Annotated in this window: 1 protein-coding gene and 1 pseudogene; both read right to left on the reverse strand. The window is 69.5% G+C overall.

The annotated features are described in order from the left end of the window. Positions 1-1437 (reverse strand): AMP-binding protein (locus tag JGS39_RS39420; protein ID WP_443742935.1); only part of this gene is annotated, 1437 nt, incomplete at its 3' end. Positions 1438-1546: 109 nt separating this feature from the next. After that, positions 1547-2446: pseudogene (locus JGS39_RS42045) on the reverse strand (condensation domain-containing protein); the annotation flags it as partial.

Genomic DNA, 2446 nt, shown 5'->3' on the forward strand with positions numbered 1-2446 from the left:
GTAGAGGCGCAGGTCGGGGATGGGGCCGCCGATCAGGGACCGCTGGGACCCGGCGCCCGGTGTGGCTGGGGTGAGGGGGCGGTGGGTGACGTGGACGGTGGTTTCGGTGATGCCGTACATGTTGACCAGGCGCGGACTGTCCTGCGGGTGGCGGTGGAACCAGGCGGTCAGCCGGCCCGGATCCAGTGCCTCCCCGCCGAAGACCACGTACTCCAGAGCGAGGCGGTCGCCCAGTTCGGGGATTTCGGTGTCGGCCTGGATGAGCTGGTAGAAGGCTGAGGGGGTCTGGTTGAGGACGGTGACGCGTTCGCGGACCAGGAGGTCCAGGAACAGTTCGGGGCTGCGGCTGACCGTGTGGGGGACGACGACGAGACGCCCGCCATGGAGCAGCGGTCCCCACAGTTCCCAGACGGAGAAGTCGAAGGCGTAGGAGTGGAACATCGTCCACACCTGCTCCGGCCCGAACCCGAACCACTCATGGGTCGAGGTGAACAGGCGCACCACCTGCTCGTGCGCGACAACGACACCCTTGGGCCGGCCCGTAGAACCGGACGTGTAGATGACATACGCGGGGTGCTGGGGCAGGAGCGGTGAGACTCGCTCCTTCTGTGTCAGGTCACCGCTTGAGCGGCCGGCAAGGTCGGAGAGGGTATCGGGAGAGTCCAGCAGCAGCCAGCCGTCGCCGTTCAGGTCGTTCGCAACCTGGGATGTGGCGATGACGAGGGCAGGGTTCGCGTCGTCCAGCAGGTAGGCGATCCGGTCGGCCGGGTAGGACGGGTCGACCGGCACGTATGCCGCACCCGCCTTCAGCACACCCAGCAACGCCACCACCATCTCCGCCGAACGGGGCAGGGCAACGGCGACCAGCGACTCCGGACCCACCCCCCGGTCCGCAAGCACCCGTGCCAGACGGTTCGCCGCCGCGTTCAGCTCCCCGTACGACAGCGACACCCCCTCACACGACACAGCAGCAGCACCGGCAACGACCTGCGCCTCGAAGGCATCCACCAGCGAAGCGCCGTCACCGGCCGGCAGCTCCGAAGTGGCGGTCCAGGTCTCGACCACCGCGTCCCGCTCACCCACGGAGAGAACCGGTACCGCCCCGATGCCGCGTCCCGGCTCCGCGAGCAGCCCCTCCAGCACCCGCACGAACCGCTCGCCCCACACCACAGCTGTGGACCGGTCGAACAGGTCCGCGTTGAACTCCAGCTCGCCCCGCAGACCCGCGGCACCGCCATCGGCACCACGCACCCCGGACAGGTGGAAGACCAGGTCGAACTTCGCCGCACCCGCCGCGGCTTCCTCCACCGCGACGCTGAGCCCGGGCATTCCTGCCGACGCCGCGAGGGCCTCGCGGTTGTCGTCGTTGGCCCAGTTCAGGACGGTCTGGAACAGCGGGTGGCGCGAGGACGAGCGCTCGGGGTTGAGAGCTCTCACCAGTCGTTCGAAGGGAACGTCCTGGTGTGCGAATGCCGCGGGGATCGTCCTGATGCTCCCGGGCCACCTCCTCCACCCGCCGGTGCAGCTCTTGCGAGACCTCGAACTCGACGCTTCCGCCCTGGTAGGAGGGCACGGACGGCCGGGGGCGGTCGGTCGGCAGTTCCAGCTCCGCCGGCAGACCGGCCAATGCGTGCTGCCAGTAGGCGATCTGCCGGGCGGCAGAGCTCTCCGGGTCGTCCTCGGAGCCGAGGACCTCGCGCTGCCACAGGGTGAAGTCGGCGTACTGCACCGGCAGCGGTGCCCAAGCTGTTCCGGCGCCCGCGTGGCGTGCGGTGTATGCCGTCGCGAGGTCGCGGGCCAGCGGGCCGAACGACCATTCGTCGGCGGCGATGTGATGGATCAGCACGAGCAGGACGTACGCGTCGGGCGCTGTCTCGAACAGGGTGGCCCGAAGCGGGATCTCGCCCGTCAGGTCGAAGGCGCGGGCCGCTGCGGTCTTCAACGCGACGGGCAGGTGTTCCGCCGTCACCTTCTCGACGTTCAGCTCCGGATGTACCTCGGTCCGGATGACCTGGTACGCGCCCTGCTCGTCCTCGGCCATGACGGTGCGCAGGGACTCGTGGCGCTCCACGACGTCTGCCAGTGCCGCCTCGAGCGCCGAACGATCCAGCGCACCGGAGAGCCTCAGGGCAACCGGGATGTTGTACGTGGCATTGGGGCCTTCGAGCTGGTGCAGGAACCACTGCCCCTGCTGGGCGAAGGACAGCGGGATCCGATCGGGCCGGGGCCCTGCCACGACCCCGGCACGCGCTCTCCCGGCCTGCTGAACCAGCGCTGCCACGGCGGCGACCGTGGAGGCCTCGAAGAGCTGGCGGACGGAGAGTTCGGCGTCGAGTGCGGTGCGGATGCGGGAGACGAGGCGGGTGGCGAGGAGCGAGTGTCCGCCGAGGTCGAAGAAGCTGTCGTCGATCCCGACCCGTTCCAGGCCGAGGATGTCGGCGAACAG

Origin of the sequence: Streptomyces poriferorum (genome assembly GCF_019399235.1) — a bacterium.
Lineage (GTDB): Bacteria > Actinomycetota > Actinomycetes > Streptomycetales > Streptomycetaceae > Streptomyces > Streptomyces poriferorum.